A 17,839-nucleotide genomic window follows, 5' to 3' on the forward strand; every position below is an offset into this window, starting at 1 on the left:
AGCCGCTTGATTCCCCGACCCTATCCAGGGGTCGGTACCCTTCCATCATGGCGATCGTTTCCTCCAACGCCGCATCCCAGCGTCCTCGGCCAGATCGCGGTCCGGATCGCGTCCCCAATCGCGTGGTGGATGGGGCCCGGCAGGCCGAAGATGATCTCGATTCCGGCCGGGTTGGGGCCAAGGAGGACAGCCTGCGGCCCAAGCGGCTGGCGGATTACATCGGTCAGCGCGAGCTGAAGCAGGTGCTGGGCATTGCCGTGCAGGCGGCCGTCGGCCGCGGCGAGGCCCTCGATCACGTGCTGCTCTACGGCCCGCCCGGCCTGGGCAAAACCACCATGGCCATGGTGCTCGCCGAAGAGCTGGGGGTGACCTGCCGGATCACCAGTGCACCGGCCCTGGAGCGCCCCCGCGACATCGTGGGGTTGCTGGTGACCCTGCAGCCCAAGGATCTGTTGTTCATCGATGAGATCCACAGGCTCAGCCGGGTGGCCGAAGAGCTGCTCTACCCGGCCATGGAAGACCGCCGCCTGGATCTCACCGTGGGCAAGGGCAGCACGGCGCGCACCCGCGCCCTCGACCTGCCGCCCTTCACGCTGGTGGGAGCCACCACCCGGGCCGGTGCCTTGAGCTCGCCGTTGCGCGATCGCTTCGGGCTGATTCAACGGCTCGAGTTTTACGGCCTGGAGGATCTGCAGGCCATCGTGGAACGGGCCGCCGGTCTCCTTGATCTCGACCTCAGTGCGGCGGCCTGCACGGAGATTGCCCGCCGCTGCCGGGGCACCCCCCGCATCGCCAACCGCCTGCTGCGCCGGGTGCGCGACGTGGCCTGCGTGCGGGCCTGCGCGGGTCGCATTGATCAGGCCCTCGTGGATGAAGCCCTCACGCTGCATCGCGTCGATGGCCGGGGCCTGGATGCCAGTGATCGTCGCCTGATGGAGCTGTTGCTGCAGTCCCATGGCGGTGGTCCTGCCGGCCTCGACACCCTGGCGGCTGCCCTGGGTGAGGATCCGGCCACCCTGGAGTCGGTGGTGGAGCCCTACCTGCTGCAGCTCGGGTTTCTGCAGCGCACCCCCCGAGGCCGGGTGGTGACCGCCGCGGGGCGGGGTCATCTCGGTTGGCCGGACCCACAGGAGCAGGCGGCATGACGGGATTACGCCACTTCATGACTTTGCTGGTGCTGCTCACCCTGCTGGTTCTGCCCGGGCCGGTGATGGCAGCAGGCGACCCGCAGGCGAACGACCTGCCGCGCCTGTTTGAGCGGGCCTTGAGCCTGAGCCGCCAGGGCGACCCGCAGGCAGCGCTGCCCCTCTGGGATCAGGTGCTGGAGCTGGCACCTCGCGATGCCGCCGCCTGGAGCAACCGCGGCAACATCCGCTTGATGTTGGGGGACCCCGAGGGGGCGATCGCCGATCAGACCCGTTCGATCGACCTGGCACCGGACGATGCCGATCCCCATCTCAATCGGGGCACCGCTGAGGAAGCCTTGCAGCGTTGGCCTGAGGCCGCGGCGGATTACGACTGGATCCTTCAGCGCGATCCCGTCGACGCTTCGGCGCTCTACAACCTGGGCAATGTGCGGGGGTCTGAGGGCGACTGGGCCGAAGCCCAGCGTTTGTATCGCCAGGCTGCCGATGCCCGCCCGGGGTTTGCCATGGCCCGCTCCAGTGATGCCTTGGCCTTGTATCAGCTCGAGGAGCTTGCCGAAGCTGAGCGTCAGCTGCGCAATCTGATCCGCCGCTACCCCCTGTTTGCTGATGCCCGCGCCGCCCTCAGCGCTTTGCTTTGGCGGCAGGGCTCCCGCGGTGAAGCCGAAAGCCATTGGGCGGCAGCGGCCGGATTGGATCCCAGTTACCGCGATTCGGCCTGGCTGGCCCAGGTGCGGCGCTGGCCGCCCACACCGATTGCTGATCTCGAGCGTTTTCTTGCCCTGGAGGTGTCATGACCACTGCCCAGCCCTGGACTGAGCGCCTCGAGGCGATGCTGCCGGAGTTGATCGCGTTCCGCCGCCATCTGCATGCCCACCCTGAGCTCAGCGGCGAGGAACATCACACCGCCGCTTTGTTGGCCGGTGCCTTGCGGGAGGCTGGCTGGCGGGTTCGTGAGGGTGTGGGTCGCACCGGTGTGGTGGCGGATCTCGGGCCGGAGCAGGGGCCCAAGCTGGGGTTGCGGGTGGACATGGACGCCCTGCCGGTGGAGGAGCGCACGGGCCTGCCGTACGCCTCCTTGCGCCAGGGGGTGATGCACGCCTGTGGCCACGACCTGCACAGCACCATCGGTCTGGGCGTCGCTCGGCTGCTGGCCGCTGAGCCCGAGCGGCCCGTGGGCCTGCGCCTGCTGTTCCAGCCCGCCGAAGAGCTGGCCCAAGGTGCACGCTGGATGCGTGATGCCGGTGCCACCGACGGACTCAACGGCTTGTTCGGTGTGCACGTGTTTCCGTCTTTGCCGGCGGGGAGCATTGGTGTGCGCAGCGGCAGCCTGACGGCCGCGGCGGGTGAATTGGAGATCGAAGTCATCGGGGAGGGGGGGCATGGCGCCCGTCCACATCAATCGGTGGATGCGATCTGGATCGCGTCGCGGGTGGTGACCGGCTTGCAGGAAGCGATCAGCCGCCGGCTCGATGCCCTGCATCCGGTGGTGGTGAGTTTCGGGCGTATCGAAGGGGGGAAGGCCTTCAATGTGATCGCTGATCGGGTGCGTCTGCTCGGCACGGTGCGCTGTCTCTGCACGGATGTACACGACCGTTTGCCCGCCTGGATCGAAGACACCGTGCAGGCCCTGTGCGCGGGCTTCGGTGCCACAGCCCGGGTGCACTACCGCTGCATCTCCCCTCCGGTGCACAACGATGCGGCGCTCACGGCTCTGCTGGAGCGCTGCGCCATTGAGCAGCTGGGGGCGACCCAGGTGATGCGGCTGGAGCAGCCCTCCCTGGGGGCTGAGGATTTTGCTGAGCTGCTCAAGGGTGTGCCCGGCACGATGTTCCGTTTGGGGGTGGCTGGGCCTGAGGGCTGCGCACCGCTGCACAACGGCCACTTTCTTCCGGATGAGGCCTGTTTGGCCGTGGGCATTCGGGTGCTGACGGCGGCGCTTCTGGCCTGGGAGCCTCCGGCATGAACCGGCCACCCCGCACCCGCCTGCATGTGCTGCTGTCCCTGGCCGCTCCTCTGCTGGTGCTGCTGGGTGTGGTGGCCCTGTTGCAACGGGAGGGTGCCGACAGGTTGCAGTCTCTCCCTGCCATCCTTGTGGGTGCAGGCCTGATGGTCCATGCCGTTGTGGGCCGGCGACGGCGGCGTCATCGGCTGTTGCTGGCCTTGCGTCGCAATCGTTTCGAGGAGTCCTGACCCGATGGCATCCAGCCCCCAGACCCCTCCAGGGGACGCGCCTGATCTCGATGTGCTCAGGGAGGCGATTGGCTCCGGGGATCCCACCCGGGCGATGCCCGCCCTCACCCAGCTGCGCTTCTGCAGCGATGAGGAGGCGGTGCCCCTGCTGGTGCTGGGAACCCAGCAGCAGGCGTTTCTGGTGCGCTCCCTCAGTTGCAGTGGTTTGGGCTACAAACGCACTGAGCAGGGCTGGGCGGTGCTGGAGACGCTGCTCGGCAGCGATGAGGACGCCAACGTGAGAGCCGAGGCCGCCAATGCCCTGGTGAGCTACGGCGTGGAGCGGTCCTGGCCGTTGCTGCGTACAGCGTTTGCAGCCGACGACGCCTGGCTGGTGCGCTGCAGCATCCTCTCCGGCCTGGCGGAGCAAGCGCAGATCAACCTGGCCTGGCTGTTGGAACTGGCTGAGATCGCCATTGCCGATGGCGATGGCACGGTGCGGGTGAGCGGGGCAGAAATTCTCGGGCGGATCGTGCGCGAGTCGCAGGGTGGTCCCATCGGTGAGCGGGCCCGCGCCTTGCTCCAGCCCTTGCAACAAGACCAGGACCACCGGGTGGTGGCAGCGGCATTGAATGGTCTGCAGGGGGGGTGACCCCCGCTCTGCCAAGCGCTTGCTACCTTTTGAGCACCACTAGGGGTGCCCTCGGTCGTTTTCTTAAGCGGCCTGGGCTGAGATCACACCCTCCGAACCTGATCCGGATCATGCCGGCGCCAGGGAAGTGAATGCGCGTGATCTGCGGTTTATTGGCCGGCTCCTGGCAGTTCTCTCGCTGAACGAATCATGCGCGCTTCCTGGGTTGAGTCCCGCCGCGGACAGGCCAACGTGTCTCAGATGCACTTCGCCCGCCAGGGTGTGGTGACGGAAGAGATGGCCTACGTGGCCAAGCGTGAGAATCTGCCCGAATCGCTGGTGATGGAGGAGGTGGCCCGGGGCCGCATGATCATCCCGGCCAACATCAACCACACCGGTTTGGAGCCGATGGCGATTGGGATCGCCAGCAAATGCAAGGTGAACGCCAATATCGGGGCCTCCCCCAACGCCTCCGATGCGGCCGAAGAGGTGAACAAGCTGAAGCTGGCGGTGAAGTACGGCGCCGACACGGTGATGGACCTCTCCACCGGTGGTGTGAACCTCGATGAGGTGCGCACGGCGATCATCGACGCCTCACCGGTGCCGATCGGCACGGTGCCCGTGTATCAGGCCCTCGAGAGCGTGCACGGCTCGATCGAGAAGCTCGATGAGGACGATTTCCTGCACATCATCGAGAAGCATTGTCAGCAGGGCGTTGATTACCAGACCATCCACGCCGGTTTGCTGATTGAGCACCTGCCCAAGGTGAAGGGGCGTCTCACCGGCATCGTGAGCCGAGGCGGCGGCATCCTGGCCCAGTGGATGCTGTATCACCACCGCCAGAACCCCCTGTTCACGCGCTTTGACGACATCTGCGAAATTTTCAAGCGCTACGACTGCACCTTCTCCCTCGGTGATTCTCTGCGCCCTGGCTGCCAGCACGATGCCTCGGATGCGGCCCAGCTGGCTGAGCTCAAGACCTTGGGTGAACTGACCCGCCGGGCCTGGGCCCACGACGTGCAGGTGATGGTGGAGGGTCCGGGCCACGTGCCCTTGGATCAGATCGAATTCAACGTGAAAAAGCAGATGGAGGAGTGCAGCGAGGCGCCCTTCTACGTGCTGGGTCCCCTGGTCACCGATATCGCCCCCGGTTACGACCACATCACCTCAGCCATCGGTGCGGCGATGGCCGGTTGGCACGGCACGGCGATGCTCTGCTACGTGACTCCCAAGGAGCACCTCGGTCTGCCCAATGCAGAAGACGTGCGCGAAGGCCTGATCGCCTACAAGATCGCGGCCCATGCGGCCGATATCGCCCGCCATCGTCCCGGTGCCCGTGACCGCGACGATGAACTCAGCCGTGCCCGTTACAACTTCGATTGGAACAAGCAATTCGAGCTGTCACTCGATCCCGAGCGCGCCAAGGAGTATCACGACGAAACCCTGCCAGCAGATATCTACAAGCAGGCTGAGTTTTGCTCGATGTGTGGACCGAAGCACTGCCCGATGCAGACCAAGATCACCGATGAAGACATTGAGGGGCTTGAGAAGGCCCTGGAGGCCAAAAGCGGAGCCGCTGATCTGGCTGGGGTGAAGATGGACAAAGCAGATTGATTGGTCTGCTTAATGGTTCAAAGGAGACACATCGTTTTAGATGTCTCCTTTGATTCGCGCTTGGAAGTCGGCGATGGTCTGCTCCAGCCCTTCGGAAAGAGAAACCGTTGGTTCCCACTGAAGCGTCTTCCTGGCCAGATCGATTACAGGTTGACGCTGCAGAGGGTCGTCTTCCGGTAGAGGCTTTCTCACAATTGCGAGTTCTGGATTGATGCGATCGCGAACGATCCTGGCGAGCTCTTCAATGGTGAATTCGTCTGGATTGCCGATGTTCATCGGCCCGGTGTGGCTGCTGTTCATCAGGCGGATCATTCCTTCGATGAGATCATCGACATAGCAGAAGGAACGGGTCTGCGATCCGTCACCAAAGAGTGTGAGTGGTTCGCCTTTGAGAGCTTGAACGATGAAGTTGCTCACGACGCGACCATCATCGGGAAGCATGCGTGGGCCATAGGTATTGAAGATGCGCATCACCCGCACTTCGGTGTTGTGTATGCGTTTGTAGTCAAAACAGAGCGTCTCGGCAATGCGCTTGCCTTCGTCGTAACAGCTGCGAATTCCAATGGGATTGACGGAGCCCCGGTAGCTTTCGCGTTGAGGATGCACCTCGGGATCGCCATACACTTCGCTGGTGCTGGCGAGCAAGAGCCTCGCTCCGACGCGTCTGGCCAGGCCCAGCATGTTGTAAGTGCCGAGAAAACTGGTCTTGGCGGTTTTAATCGGATTGAACTGATAGTGAATCGGTGATGCTGGGCAGGCCAGGTGCCAGATCCGGTCTACCTCAAGCTTGATCGGTTCGGTGACGTCGTGACGGATCAGCTCAAAATCAGGGTGCCCGATCCATTGGGCAATATTGCTTTTTCTTCCGGTGAAATAATTGTCAAGACAGATCACCTCCTCGCCGGCCTGCATGAGGCGGTCGACCAGGTGTGAACCAAGGAAGCCGGCACCGCCGGTGATCAGATTGCGCATGGGGTCATGATCGCGCAGGTGAGCGATGGGTGCTCAATAAAAAAGGCGGGAGATCCGTTCTCCCGCCCCTTCTGCTGATTTCAGCGGTTTGCTGAATCAGCCAAGCAACGCCTTGGCCTTGGCCACAACGTTCTCAACGGTGAAACCGAACTCCTTGAGGCAGGTTCCACCGGGGGCGGATGCACCGAAGCGGTTCATGGTCACGCTGTCTCCGTCGAGGCCGATGAAACGGTGCCAGCCGAAAGATTCAGCAGCTTCCACCACCATGCGCTTGCGCACAGCGTTGGGGAGCACCTCTTCCTTGTAGGCGTCGCTTTGCTCATCGAACAGTTCCACGCAGGGCATGGAGACCACGCGAACCTTCTTGCCTTCGGCGCTGAGCTGCTTGGCGGCCTGCACGCAGAGGTCGAGCTCGGTGCCGGTGCCGATCAGGATCAGATCGGGGGTGCCTTCGCAGTCTTCGAGCACGTAGCCGCCCAGAGCCACCTTGTCGATCGAGGAATTGGCCTGGTTGGCCATGCCCTGACGGCTGAGGCAAAGGGCGCTGGGGCGCTTGCGGTTTTGAATCGCCAGCTTGTAGGCACCACTGGTTTCGTTGGCATCGCCAGGACGGAACACCAGCATCCCGGGCATGGCGCGCAGGGAGGGAATGGTCTCGATCGGCTGGTGGGTGGGACCGTCTTCGCCGACGCCGATGGAGTCGTGGGTGAGCACGTAGATCACACCCAGTTCACTCAGGGCCGACAGGCGCATGGAGCCGCGCATGTAGTCGGCGAACACTAGGAAGGTGCCGCCGTAGGGGATCAGGCCGCTGTCGTGATAGGCGATGCCGTTGAGGATGGCTGCCATGGCGTGCTCGCGCACACCGAAGTGCAGATAGCGCTTCTCAGGGGTTTCCGGCTGGTAGGAACCGGTTTCGCCCTTGATGTCGGTGTAGTTGGAGTGGGTGAGGTCGGCAGAACCACCGATCAGCTCGGGCAGGTTGGGGCCGAGGGCGCCCAGGCAGATCTGGGAGTGCTTGCGGGTGGCCAGTCCCTTCTCTTCAGGGCCAGCGGTGGGTAGATCCTTGTCCCAACCTTCGGGCAGTTCACCGCGCAGCATGCGCTCGAATTCAGCGGCTTCGCTGGGGTACTTGGTGCGGTAGGTGGCCAGGGATTGGTTCCACTCGGCTTCGAGGCTGGCGCCACGCTCGATCGCCTGGCGGTATTGGTCGTAGGCCTCCTGGGGCACCTCGAAGGGGCCGTACTCCCAGCCCAGCTGCTTGCGGGTGAGCTCAGCCTCTTCCTCGCCCAGGGGTGCTCCGTGCACACCGGCGGTGTCGCCCTTGTTGGGGGAGCCGTAGCCGATGGTGGTGGTCACCTTGATGATCGAGGGCTTGTCGGTCACGGCCTTGGCGGCCTCGATCGCCTTGGCGATGGCGTCCACGTCGGTGTTGCCGTCGGCCACGTGCTGCACGTGCCAGCCGTAGGCCTCGTAACGCTTGAGCACGTCCTCGGTGAAGGACACATCCGTGCGGCCGTCGATGGTGATGTGGTTGTCGTCGTAGAGGGCGATCAGCTTGCCCAGCTTCAGGTGGCCCGCCAGGGAGCAAGCTTCCGAAGCGATGCCCTCCTGGTTGCAGCCATCACCCATCACCACGTAGGTGTAGTGATCCACGATCTCGGCGTCAGCCTTGTTGAACTTGGCGGCCAGGTGGGATTCAGCGATCGCCAGACCCACGGCGTTGGAGATGCCGGCGCCCAGGGGGCCGGTGGTCACTTCAACACCAGGGGTTTCAAAGGTTTCGGGGTGGCCGGGCGTCTTGGATCCCCACTGGCGGAACTGCTTGATGTCGTCGATCGTCACTGAGTCGTAGCCGGTGAGATGCAGCAGCGCGTACAGCAGCATGCAGCCGTGCCCGGCGGAGAGCACAAAGCGGTCGCGGTTGAACCACTTCGGGTTCTTGGGGTTGTGACGCAGGAACTTGTCCCAGAGGGTGTAACCCATCGGGGCGCAACCCATGGGCAGGCCAGGGTGGCCGCTCTTGGATTTGTTGACGGCGTCAACAGCGAGGAAGCGAATGCTGTTGATGCAGAGCGTGTCGAGAGAGGCGGGCGCTGCGACCATGGTGAAAAGTGCGTTGCGAATAGTTTGAAGCAGGGGTGCGGTGTCGCCGCTCACCCCATCGAGCGGAAAGCCAGGCAGACGTTATGACCGCCGAAGCCAAAGGAGTTGGAAAGCACCGTCTCCAGTTTGTGGTCTCGAGCTGTGTTGGGAACGACATCCAGATCACAGTCGGGATCGGGATTGGCGTGGTTGATCGTGGGAGGAACCACGTTGTGCTGCAGTGCCAGCACGCAGGCCACGGCTTCAATCCCGCCGGAGCCACCCAGCAGATGGCCGGTCATCGACTTGGTGGAGCTCACCGGGATCTGCAGGGCACGATCACCGAGAGCGCTCTTAATAGCAGCGGTTTCGTTGCTGTCGTTGGCGGGGGTGCTGGTGCCGTGGGCATTCACGTAATCCACACTCGCCGCTGACACACCACCGTCGTCCAGGGCGAGGCGCATGGCGGCTGCGCCACCCACACCCCCCGGTGTGGGCGAGGTGATGTGATGGGCATCGCAGGTGGTGCCGTAGCCGACTACCTCGGCAAGGATGGTGGCGCCGCGAGCTTCGGCGTGGCTGAGGGTTTCGAGCACCAGCATGCCGGCCCCTTCGCCGATCACGAAGCCGTCCCGATCGCGGTCGAAGGGGCGGCTGGCCGTGGCCGGGTCATCGTTGCGGAACGACAGCGCTTTGGCACTGGCGAATCCAGCCACCCCCAGGGGGGTGATCGCCGATTCCGCCCCGCCGCAGAGCATGGCGTCGGCCTTGCCCAGCTGGAGCAGGCGGAACGCATCACCGATGGCATTGGATCCCGCGGCACAGGCGGTGGCCACCGCCGAGCTTGGACCCTTGGCACCCACGGCGATCGCCGCCAGACCCGTGGCCATGTTCGGAATCATCATCGGCACGGTGAAGGGGCTCACGCGGCCGGGCCCTTTGCCGTCGAGCACGTGGGCCTGGGTTTCCATCGTGAGCAAACCTCCCACGCCCGACCCGATGATGATGCCGATGCGCTCAGCGTTATCTGGAGTGATCTCCAGGCCGGAATCAGCCAGGGCCTGTTGGGCTGCCACCACACCGAATTTGCTGAAGCGATCCCAGCGCTTGGCGTCTTTGGGCTCAATGAACCCCGTGGGATCGAATGCCTTCACTTCCGCGGCAAAGCGGCAAGCGTGTGCAGACGCGTCGAACAGGGTGATGCCTGCGACGCCGTTGCGGCCGGACGTGAGCCCGTCCCAGTAGTCGGCAACGCTGTTGCCGATCGGTGTCACCGCGCCAAGGCCGGTGACCACGACGCGTTGGAGACCCTCCACCATGCTGCGGAACCTCAGGCCTGCTTGTCTTCGATGTACTTAACGGCGTCACCGACGGTGGTGATGCCTTCGGCGGCTTCGTCGGGAATTTCGATGTCGAATGCTTCTTCGAGGGCCATCACCAGCTCGACGGTGTCGAGAGAGTCGGCGCCCAGATCGTTCTGAAAATTGGACTCCGGCTTGACTTCACCGGCGTCGACGCTGAGCTGCTCCGCCACGATCGAACGGACTTTTTCGAGGATTGCTTCCTGAGACATGGCCGTGAAGACGGGACGCCGCATCTTACGGGCTGACGCCGGCCGCACCAGTCACGGGCGTTAACAACAGTGACGGCGAAGCGCGAGCACGATCTCAGAGGCGGTTGTGGCGGGTACGTTGACGCCAAGTCAATCGCACCGAGACGGGCTCATGTCCCACGCCGTCAAGATCTACGACACCTGCATCGGCTGCACCCAGTGCGTGCGTGCCTGCCCTCTCGATGTGCTCGAGATGGTGCCCTGGGATGGCTGCAAGGCCGGTCAGATCGCGTCCTCTCCCCGCACCGAGGATTGTGTGGGCTGCAAGCGCTGCGAAACCGCCTGCCCTACCGATTTCCTCAGCATCCGCGTGTACCTCGGTGATGAAACCAGCCGCAGCATGGGCCTGTCGTACTGATCGTTTCAACGCTTGGTGCGCGTCACAGTTTTTTGCTCCACAACCCATAAGCTCAGCCCGGCAGTGCCGGGCTTTTTTGTATGTGCGGAATCGTTGCGGTGATCGGGTTCCGGGATGCGGCACCCCTGCTGCTCGAGGGTCTTCGCCAACTGGAATATCGCGGCTATGACTCCGCCGGCGTGGCCACGGTGGAGTCGGGGCAGCTGCATTGCATCCGCGCCAAGGGCAAACTGGTGAACCTGTCGGCCCGGGTGGAGCGCGACGGTGCCCCGGGCTTGGTGGGCATCGGCCACACCCGCTGGGCCACCCATGGCAAGCCTGAGGAGCACAACGCCCATCCCCACCGCGATGGCAGCGGTGCCGTGGCCGTGGTGCAGAACGGCATCATCGAAAACCACCGGGCGCTGCGCGAAGAGCTCAGCGCCAACGGTGTGACCTTCCTCTCGGACACCGACACCGAGGTGATCCCCCACCTGGTGGCTGCTGAATTGGCACGCTTGCAGGCCTCTGGCCGCGCTGCCGATGGCGCGCTGCTGCTGGAAGCCGTGCAAGCGGTGCTGCCCCGCCTGCAGGGGGCCTATGCCCTGGCGGTGCTCTGGGCGGAGGTGCCCGGAGCGCTGGTGGTGGCCCGCAAGGCGGCTCCCCTGCTGATCGGTTTGGGCGAGGGGGAGTTTCTCTGCGCCAGCGATACGCCCGCTCTGGCCGGTTTCACGCGCACGATTCTGCCCATGGAGGATGGGGAGGTGGCCCTGCTCGGTCCCTTGGGGATCGAGCTCTACGACGCCAGCGGGGCGCGGCAACAGCGCAGCCCCTCCCTGCTCAGCGGCCAGGAGCATGTGGCCGACAAGCGGCATTACCGCCACTTCATGCTCAAGGAGATCCACGAGCAGCCCGAGACAGCCCGGCTCTGGGTGGAGCGCCATCTGCCGAAGGGGTTACCGGCGCAGCAACCGGTGGCTTTGCCCTTCGACGACGCCTTTTACAGCGGCATCGAACGCATTCAGATCCTGGCCTGCGGCACCAGTCGCCATGCCGCTCTGGTGGGGGCCTACCTGCTGGAGCAGTTCGCTGGTGTGCCCACCAGCGTGGATTACGCCAGTGAATTCCGTTATGCACCGCCGCCGCTGGCGCCCAACACCCTCACCATCGGTGTCACCCAGTCGGGTGAAACGGCCGACACGCTCGCCGCTCTGGCCATGGATGTGGAGCGCCGCCAGGGCCATGGTGATCCCGCCTTTGCCCCCCGGCAGCTGGGGGTGACCAACCGTCCGGAGAGTTCCCTGGCCCGGCAGGTGCCCCACATCCTCGACATCGGTGCCGGCATCGAGGTGGGCGTGGCGGCCACCAAGACCTTCCTGGGCCAGTTGCTCGCCTTTTATGCCTTGGCCCTGGCCTTTGCCTCCCGCCGCAACAGCCGCAGTGAGGCAGAGATTGCCGGCTTGATCAGCGAACTCCGCGGCCTGCCCGAGCAGCTCAGTGCCTTGGTGGAGCAGCACGATCAGCGCTCAGAAGCGATGGCGCACCGGTTTGCCGACACCCAGGATGTGATTTTCCTGGGGCGCGGCATCAACTACCCGATCGCCCTGGAAGGGGCGCTCAAGCTCAAGGAGATCAGCTACATCCACGCCGAGGGCTATCCGGCCGGCGAGATGAAGCATGGGCCGATCGCGTTGCTCGACGCCCGGGTGCCGGTGGTGTCGATCGCTGTGCCCGGGGTGGTGTTCGAGAAAGTGCTCAGCAATGCCCAGGAAGCCAAGGCTCGCGATGCCCAGCTGATCGGGGTGGCCCCCGAAGGACCGGACACGGATCTGTTTGATGAGCTGCTGCCCGTGCCGGCGGTGAGCGAGTGGATCAGCCCCTTGCTCACCGTGGTGCCGATGCAGCTGCTGAGCTACCACATCGCGGCCCATCGGGGCCTGGATGTTGATCAGCCCCGCAACCTGGCCAAGAGCGTCACTGTGGAGTGAGGGCGTCCCGGGCGGCCGCATCGCTGCGGCCGTACACATCGTCGAAGCGCACGATGTCGTCTTCGCCGAGGTAGGCGCCGCTCTGCACTTCGATCAGTTCCACTGGGATGCGGCCAGGGTTGGTGAGCCGGTGCCGGCAGCCGAGGGGGATGTAGGTGCTCTGGTTTTCGCCGATCAGCTGCTCGGTGCCATCGCGTTCCACCAGGGCTGTGCCCTTCACCACGATCCAATGTTCGGCGCGGTGGTGGTGCATCTGCAGCGAGAGGCTGGCCCCGGGTTTCACGGAGATGCGCTTCACCTGCCAGCGGCTGTCTTCCACCACACCGGTGTAGTGGCCCCAGGGCCGGTAGATCTTGCGATGGGCCTTGCCTTCCGGGCTGCCGTCGGCCTCCAGTTGCTTCACGATCGTCTTCACGTTCTGGGCCTGGCTGCGATCGGCAATCAGCACGGCATCGTCGGTTTCCACCACCACCAGGTTCTCCACGCCCAGGCCCACCACCAGGCGGTGTTCGCTGCGCAGGTAGCAGTTGCGGCTGCCCTCGCTGATCACGCGGCCGCGCAGCACGTTGCCGTCGTCATCGCGATCGGCGGTGTCCCAGAGGGCACTCCAGCTGCCCACATCACTCCAGCCGGCGGCCAAGGGAAGCACGCTGCCCAGCTCGGTTTGTTCCATCACAGCCACGTCGATGGCCACACTCGGGCACTTGGCGAAGGCTTCCCGCTCCAAACGCAGGAAATCCAGATCGGCCACGTCCTGTTCGAGGGCGGCACGGCAGCAGCTCACCACCTCCGGTGCCAGACGCTCCAGTTCGGCCAGCATGGCGCTGGCTTTGAACAGGAACATGCCGCTGTTCCAGGTGAAGCGGCCACTGGCAAGGAACTGCTCAGCCGTGGCGCGGTCGGGCTTCTCCACAAAGCGGGCGATCGGCACGGGGGTGAGGGCCCCAGGCTGCAGCGGTTCGGCGGCTTCGATGTAGCCGTAGCCCGTTTCCGCTGCGGTGGGCACGATGCCGAAGGTCACCAGGCGCCCCGCCTCGGCGGCGCTGCGTCCGGCAGCGATGGCCGCGCGGAAGTGCTCGCCATCGCGGATCACATGGTCGGCGGCCAGCACCAGCAGCAGCGGATCCTCACCGCGGGCGGTGGCCTGCAGAGCGGCCACCGCCACAGCCGGGGCGGTGTTGCGGCCCATGGGCTCCAGCAGGATGGCGCCGGGCTCCACACCGATCTGGCGCATCTGCTCGGCCACGATGAAGCGGTGGTTGTCGTTGCAGATCAACAGAGGGGGCGCCAGGCCTTCAAGCCCATCCAGGCGCTGCTGGGTCTGCTGCAGCAGGGTTTCATCGCCGCTGCCCCCCAGCGGCCAGTACTGCTTGGGATAGCTGGCGCGGGAGAGGGGCCACAGGCGCGTGCCGGTGCCGCCGCAGAGGATCACCGGAATCAGGGGGGTGGTCACTGGTGGCGCGTGACGAAGTGGCGCCGATTGTCGCGCAGGTGCTCTGTTGCTGTCACCTGTGCGGTCACCGGGGTGGTCACCGGCGCGGACTCAGAGATTGAGCAGGCCCGGCGGGGGGGTGAGACGCAACCAGCCCTGCTCCAGGTGCACGTCGGGCACGATCGCCTCCACGAAGGGGATCATCAGGGTGCGGCCGTCGGGGCGTTCGAGCACCAGCAGGTCGTTGCCGCCGCTGATCAGATCTTTCACGGTGCCGATGGCGTCCCCATCGGCGCTCAACCGGGCTTCCAGACCCACCAGATCCAGCAGGTGGAATTCTCCCTCCGCCAGCTCGGGGCGGTCGTCGGCGGGCACCATCAAGGTTTGGCCCACCAAGGCTTCGGCCGTGTCGCGGCTCTCCACTCCGGCAAAGCGCACCACAAACACGCTCTTGCCGGGCAGCTGTCGGCCGCTGGTTAATTCAATTTCTCGCGGTGCCTGGCCGCGCGCTTTGAGCCAGCGGCTGCCGGGCTCGGTGAACCGCTCCGGGAAGTCGCTCGCCGGGTTCACGCGCAGCTCGCCTTTCAGCCCCTGAACGGCCACCACCTTGCCCACCGGCAGCCAGTCGTCAGCAGTCATGGGAGCAGAAGCAGTCGACACGTCATCATCCTTGCGCGCAATACTGAGTGCCTGATCGTTCCCTTGCTATGGCATCCGCTGCTCCGATCCTTCCCGGCGCCACGGTGACGGTGGTGGATCAGCGTTCGATTTACAACGGCTACACCGGCTTTGTGCAGCGCATCAGTGGCGACCGGGCGGCTGTGCTGTTTGAAGGCGGCAACTGGGACAAGCTCGTCACCCTGCGCCTGCGCGACCTCAGCGCCGACTAATCGCCATGGAGCTCGCCCTGCGCCGGCGGCTACGCCGGGTTGTGCTCGACTCCGACACCCGTGCGGGCCGGATCTACAACCTGGTGATCTTCGGGACGATCCTGCTCAGCGTCGCCGGCTTGCTGGTGGAACCCCATCCAATGCGGGTGGCAGCACCGGGTGAAATCCCTGGCTGGGTGGATGAGCTTGAGCGGTGCTGCCTGCTGGTGTTTATGGCCGATTACCTGCTGCACCTGTGGGTGTCGCCGAAGCCGCTGGTGTATGCCCGCAGTTTCTTTGGGCTGATCGACCTTTCGGCGGTGCTGTTTTTCTTTGTGCCCCAGATCAACAGCGGCCTGATCCTCTGGATTTTTAAGTTCGGCCGGGTGCTGCGGGTGTTCAAGCTGCTGCGGTTCATGGATGAGGCCCAGCTGCTGGGCCGGGCGCTCAAGGCCAGTGCCCGTCGCATCGGCGTGTTTCTGTTTTTTGTGGTGCTCACCCAGGTGGTGCTCGGCTACCTGATGGTGGTGATCGAAAGCGGCCATCCCAACACCCAGTTCCAGACGGTGGGCCAGGGGGTGTACTGGGCGATCGTGACCATGACCACCGTGGGCTACGGCGACTTTGTGCCTCAAACCGTGCTCGGACAGGTGTTGGCGGCGGTGGTGATGCTGCTGGGTTTCGGGATCATCGCTATCCCCACCGGCATCGTCACCGTGGAAACAATGCAGCAGGTGCGCCACGACCAGCGCGTCTGCACCAACTGCAGCCATGCCGATCACCGCCGCCAGGCCTCCCATTGCGATCGCTGCGGAGCGCCGTTGCCTTAGCGATTGCGTTGAACTGCCCTTGTCACGCCGGTTGATCTAGCTCTTCCACGATTGCGACCACTTGTTCAGCGGTGCTGAGGGCTTGATCGGCATCACTGGGGTCAAATAGATCGAATGGCGGAGTGGAATCCAGCGGATAACGCGATTGAATCGCCATACGGCTGAGTCTTCGTAGTGGCAGAGCCTCAAGCGCTTGGGTACCCAGACCAACCTGCTTGAGCCGGTTGACGAGATCATTCAGCACGTGGGTGTGAGGAGGCTCGATCCCCAGCTCAAGCAGAGCCCCTTTCAGGCATTTCTCTGCGGCTTGTGAGGCGAAGTAACAAGCCTGCGCCAGAAAGTTGTTGTCGCGGGCGAGCTGGGCCAGGGCGAGATCATTCCTGGCTTGATGAATCCAAGCTTCAGGTCGGGCGTTCATGGCCGTTCCTCCAGCAGGGGCAATGCATCTCGGACAGCATTCCGCCAGATCACGGAGGGGTGGTTGGGGAGTTCTTTCCAGGCCTTGCGGTCCAGAGCAATCGCGTCTTGGGCAAGCCCCTTGTCGAGAAGCTGATCGACCCATTGCTCTGCATCTGCTTGGTTCTCTGCGACAACCAGCAGATCGGTGTCGGAATGGCCATCCCAGTCACCGCGAGCTCTCGAGCCAAACAAATAAATCTGATCAGGGGTGACGCATTCCGCTTGCGTGGGCCTGGCGAGTAGAAAATTGATGCGTTCTTTGAGGTCGCCGAGCCACCGCGCATGGCGCTGCTGTCGAAGCATCTGAAAGCTCGTGATGCCAGGCATGCCTGCGCCGTTGCAACCAACTCATTCTGAAGTAGTTCACTTGTCTCCGGCACCCACCTCGCTCGGCTTATTGAGCTGCGCCATCAAGGCACTAGCAGCCTTCTGCTCGGCTTCGCGGCGGGATCCACCCCAGCCATGAGCAATGAAATTGGGGGGCAGGGTCACGGACGCCTGAAAGCGCTTTGGGTCGCCATGGCGCTGGCTCACTTCGCTGCAGCTGTACTGGGGCAGACCCAGCCCCTGGCCCTGGCTCCATTCCTGCAGGGCTGATTTGCTGTTGCCGCGATAGGGATCGGCGAGCACCGCTTCGGCGCTGGTCTGCCAATGGGGCGTCAGCCAGGCCTGCACCGTGTGCAGCCCGGCAATCCGGTACACCGCGCCGATCAGCGCTTCACTGAGCTCGGCGCGGATCGTGGCGGCTGCACTGGGATCACCGCTGGCCTTGGGGCCGATGCGCCACCACTGGGCGATGGCGATCGCTTCCCCCAGCTGGGCAAGCCAGCGATCACTCACCAGCTGGGCCCGCAGGCTGGAGCGCTCCCCCACCGGCATCTGGGGATAGGCCATTGCGATGAATTCACTGGCTGCCAGGCGCAACACCGCATCACCGAGAAACTCCAGCTGCTCGTGGTGGGGATGCAGACCGCTGGAGGTGTGGGTGAGGGCTTCATTCAGGCAGTCGAACTCTGCGCGTTGCAGCCGCTCAGGATTGTTCCCAAGTTCGATCCAGAGCAAACGCAGTTGTTGATCGCGGTTGGCTTCCTGCATCACAGTGCTGTTCCTGCGCCTTGAAAGGGGTGAAAGCAGGACATAAGCCGGGTTCTGTTCTCCCTTCCGCGGAAGGGGGGTGATCATCTATCTGGGATCGCCGTTGCCGACGACCTCGAGCGGCTCACAAAGGCGGAACGGGGCAGATGGCCAACCGTCGTTCCTGGGCCTTGCTCCCGGCCGGGGTTTACCGAGCCAGCACCTCTCGATGCTGCTGGTGCGCTCTTACCGCACCTTTGCACCCTTGCCTGTGCCAAAGGGATTGCTCCCATGGGGCCATCGGCGGTGTGTTTCTGTGGCACTCTCCTCACGGTCACCCGCACTGGGCGTTACCCAGCAAGCCTGGCCATCGGGGAGCCCGGACTTTCCTCAACCTCGCCTGCGCACGAAGCCCAGGGTTGGTCGCGATCACCTCGCCTGCTTTCAAACCCCATAATGAGGGTTGATGGGGCTGTAGCTCAGCCGGATAGAGCGACGGTTTCCTAAACCGTAGGTCGTGGGTTCGAGTCCCGCCAGCCCCGTGAGATTGAACAGCGGCGCCGGTAGTCACTACTACATTTAGTGGGGTGGTCAGACGGCACGCTCCCGCTAGCGTTGC

19 protein-coding genes, 1 tRNA gene, 1 other RNA gene and 1 riboswitch are annotated in these 17,839 nt (G+C 64.3%); of the genes, 11 read left to right on the forward strand and 10 right to left on the reverse strand.

All coding sequences use genetic code 11. The features are described from left to right. Positions 1-47: 47 nt before the first annotated feature. The 6 genes from ruvB (at position 48) to thiC (ending at position 5,562) form a co-directional block, all read left to right on the forward strand. A complete protein-coding gene (ruvB, locus tag SynBMKMC1_RS00810; protein ID WP_186472364.1) occupies positions 48-1,145 on the forward strand; it encodes a Holliday junction branch migration DNA helicase RuvB in 1,098 nt (365 codons plus the stop codon). After that, positions 1,142-1,942, forward strand: a complete 801-nt coding sequence (locus SynBMKMC1_RS00815; RefSeq protein ID WP_186472365.1) for a tetratricopeptide repeat protein — start codon at positions 1,142-1,144, stop codon at positions 1,940-1,942. The genes ruvB and SynBMKMC1_RS00815 overlap by 4 nt, the downstream gene beginning before the upstream one ends. Beyond that, positions 1,939-3,111, forward strand: a complete 1,173-nt coding sequence (locus tag SynBMKMC1_RS00820) for an amidohydrolase (RefSeq protein ID WP_186472366.1) — start codon at positions 1,939-1,941, stop codon at positions 3,109-3,111. Before SynBMKMC1_RS00815 ends, SynBMKMC1_RS00820 begins: the two co-directional genes overlap by 4 nt. Continuing rightward, a complete protein-coding gene (locus SynBMKMC1_RS00825; protein WP_186472367.1) occupies positions 3,108-3,338 on the forward strand; it encodes a DUF3188 domain-containing protein in 231 nt (76 codons plus the stop codon). Before SynBMKMC1_RS00820 ends, SynBMKMC1_RS00825 begins: the two co-directional genes overlap by 4 nt. Before the next feature lie 4 nt (positions 3,339-3,342). Continuing rightward, complete coding sequence (locus SynBMKMC1_RS00830) at positions 3,343-3,969, forward strand: HEAT repeat domain-containing protein (RefSeq protein WP_186472368.1); 627 nt, start codon at positions 3,343-3,345, stop codon at positions 3,967-3,969. Between the two features lie 31 nt (positions 3,970-4,000). Beyond that, positions 4,001-4,112: riboswitch (TPP riboswitch) on the forward strand. A gap of 46 nt (positions 4,113-4,158) precedes the next feature. Then, on the forward strand, positions 4,159-5,562 hold the full coding sequence (gene thiC, locus SynBMKMC1_RS00835) for a phosphomethylpyrimidine synthase ThiC (RefSeq protein ID WP_186472369.1): 1,404 nt from the start codon (positions 4,159-4,161) through the stop codon (positions 5,560-5,562). 36 nt (positions 5,563-5,598) lie between these two features. Here thiC and SynBMKMC1_RS00840 read toward each other — a convergent pair whose 3' ends face one another. From SynBMKMC1_RS00840 to acpP, 4 genes are all read right to left on the reverse strand, one after another. Continuing rightward, positions 5,599-6,534 carry a UDP-glucuronic acid decarboxylase family protein gene (locus SynBMKMC1_RS00840; protein WP_186472370.1) on the reverse strand — a complete coding sequence of 312 codons (936 nt, stop codon included), beginning with the start codon at positions 6,532-6,534 and terminating at the stop codon, positions 5,599-5,601. 96 nt (positions 6,535-6,630) lie between these two features. Beyond that, positions 6,631-8,640 (reverse strand): transketolase, encoded by a 2,010-nt coding sequence (gene tkt / locus SynBMKMC1_RS00845; RefSeq protein WP_186472371.1) that lies wholly within the window; start codon positions 8,638-8,640, stop codon positions 6,631-6,633. Positions 8,641-8,690: 50 nt separating this feature from the next. Continuing rightward, a complete protein-coding gene (fabF, locus tag SynBMKMC1_RS00850; protein ID WP_011932128.1) occupies positions 8,691-9,938 on the reverse strand; it encodes a beta-ketoacyl-ACP synthase II in 1,248 nt (415 codons plus the stop codon). Positions 9,939-9,949: 11 nt separating this feature from the next. Beyond that, positions 9,950-10,192 (reverse strand): acyl carrier protein, encoded by a 243-nt coding sequence (acpP, locus tag SynBMKMC1_RS00855; RefSeq protein ID WP_007099572.1) that lies wholly within the window; start codon positions 10,190-10,192, stop codon positions 9,950-9,952. Positions 10,193-10,343: 151 nt separating this feature from the next. Here acpP and psaC point away from each other — a divergent pair, with 151 nt between their 5' ends. Together psaC and glmS are read left to right on the forward strand one after the other, a co-directional pair. After that, a complete protein-coding gene (psaC, locus tag SynBMKMC1_RS00860) occupies positions 10,344-10,589 on the forward strand; it encodes a photosystem I iron-sulfur center protein PsaC (RefSeq protein WP_006042515.1) in 246 nt (81 codons plus the stop codon). Positions 10,590-10,669: 80 nt separating this feature from the next. Then, the gene (gene glmS / locus SynBMKMC1_RS00865) at positions 10,670-12,556 is read left to right on the forward strand and encodes a glutamine--fructose-6-phosphate transaminase (isomerizing) (protein ID WP_186472372.1); all 1,887 of its coding nucleotides are present in this window, start codon (positions 10,670-10,672) and stop codon (positions 12,554-12,556) included. On the opposite strand, the gene SynBMKMC1_RS00870 is transcribed toward glmS, so the two are convergent. Both SynBMKMC1_RS00870 and rimM read right to left on the reverse strand, forming a co-directional pair. After that, positions 12,543-14,009: a mannose-1-phosphate guanylyltransferase/mannose-6-phosphate isomerase gene (locus SynBMKMC1_RS00870; RefSeq protein WP_186472373.1), complete on the reverse strand. Its 1,467-nt coding sequence runs from the start codon at positions 14,007-14,009 to the stop codon at positions 12,543-12,545. The two genes, glmS and SynBMKMC1_RS00870, sit on opposite strands and share 14 nt — an antisense overlap. 90 nt (positions 14,010-14,099) lie before the next feature. After that, the gene (rimM, locus tag SynBMKMC1_RS00875; protein WP_186472374.1) at positions 14,100-14,627 is read right to left on the reverse strand and encodes a ribosome maturation factor RimM; all 528 of its coding nucleotides are present in this window, start codon (positions 14,625-14,627) and stop codon (positions 14,100-14,102) included. A gap of 68 nt (positions 14,628-14,695) precedes the next feature. Between rimM and SynBMKMC1_RS00880 the strand changes: the two genes are divergently transcribed. Next, positions 14,696-14,878, forward strand: coding sequence for an NAD(P)H dehydrogenase subunit NdhS (locus tag SynBMKMC1_RS00880; protein ID WP_011932132.1), 183 nt, complete (start codon positions 14,696-14,698; stop codon positions 14,876-14,878). Between the two features lie 5 nt (positions 14,879-14,883). Next, on the forward strand, positions 14,884-15,687 hold the full coding sequence (locus SynBMKMC1_RS00885) for an ion transporter (protein ID WP_186472375.1): 804 nt from the start codon (positions 14,884-14,886) through the stop codon (positions 15,685-15,687). A gap of 22 nt (positions 15,688-15,709) precedes the next feature. Here SynBMKMC1_RS00885 and SynBMKMC1_RS00890 read toward each other — a convergent pair whose 3' ends face one another. The 4 genes from SynBMKMC1_RS00890 to rnpB all read right to left on the reverse strand — a co-directional run bounded on the left by SynBMKMC1_RS00890 (position 15,710) and on the right by rnpB (position 17,666). Next, a complete protein-coding gene (locus SynBMKMC1_RS00890; protein ID WP_186472376.1) occupies positions 15,710-16,105 on the reverse strand; it encodes a HEPN domain-containing protein in 396 nt (131 codons plus the stop codon). Further along, entirely contained in the window at positions 16,102-16,473 is a 372-nt protein-coding gene (locus SynBMKMC1_RS00895; RefSeq protein ID WP_186472377.1) for a nucleotidyltransferase domain-containing protein, read from the reverse strand. The genes SynBMKMC1_RS00890 and SynBMKMC1_RS00895 overlap by 4 nt, the downstream gene beginning before the upstream one ends. Before the next feature lie 36 nt (positions 16,474-16,509). Further along, positions 16,510-17,241 (reverse strand): ribonuclease III family protein, encoded by a 732-nt coding sequence (locus SynBMKMC1_RS00900; protein WP_186472378.1) that lies wholly within the window; start codon positions 17,239-17,241, stop codon positions 16,510-16,512. A gap of 27 nt (positions 17,242-17,268) precedes the next feature. Continuing rightward, positions 17,269-17,666, reverse strand: an RNA gene (gene rnpB / locus SynBMKMC1_RS00905) — RNase P RNA component class A. 22 nt (positions 17,667-17,688) lie between these two features. Between rnpB and SynBMKMC1_RS00910 the strand changes: the two genes are divergently transcribed. After that, positions 17,689-17,762: transfer RNA gene (locus SynBMKMC1_RS00910), tRNA-Arg, on the forward strand. Positions 17,763-17,839: the final 77 nt, after the last annotated feature.

Origin of the sequence: Synechococcus sp. BMK-MC-1, assembly GCF_014279955.1 — a bacterium.
Taxonomy (GTDB): domain Bacteria; phylum Cyanobacteriota; class Cyanobacteriia; order PCC-6307; family Cyanobiaceae; genus Synechococcus_C.